Origin of the sequence: Carnobacterium sp. 1290_CSPC, assembly GCF_001053265.1 — a bacterium.
Lineage (GTDB): Bacteria > Bacillota > Bacilli > Lactobacillales > Aerococcaceae > Aerococcus > Aerococcus urinaeequi.
In genome coordinates this window covers 1-385 of sequence record NZ_JVVG01000118.1, presented here as the reverse complement: position 1 = coordinate 385, position 385 = coordinate 1, and the positions used below count along the sequence as shown (strand labels likewise).

Genomic DNA, 385 nt, shown 5'->3' with positions numbered 1-385 from the left:
AATAAAATTAAATTAATTAAACGAACAGGTTTTGGATATTCGAACTTCCATCATTTACGTGCAAGAATTTTAGTCCAATTCAAATTAAATTACAAACCATCCAATCCTAAACCTTATACATTTGATGGGATGGCAAGCTAACCCAGGGATAGTGGTATATTTTTGAATAAAGAGGACTGAAAGTGTACGTCCTTAGCCGTGAACAAGCATGAAATCGAGACTAAGGCTCGATTTNAAAGCAGAGAGACCTTGGCTCTCGCTGGTGCCACGGCTTTTAAGGAACGTACACTGAAGGACAAAACACCATTTGTTAGAAATGTTATCCCATTGGTCACTTCCCTTGCCTAAAGGCAAGAAAAAAGCCAAACACATCACAGCGTGCATG

The 385-nt window shown here is 38.8% G+C and carries 1 pseudogene; it reads left to right on the top strand.

Going from position 1 to position 385, the window contains the following annotated elements:
- Positions 1-141, top strand: a pseudogene (locus tag AC973_RS10075) (ISL3 family transposase); the annotation flags it as partial.
- Positions 142-385 lie beyond the last annotated feature (244 nt).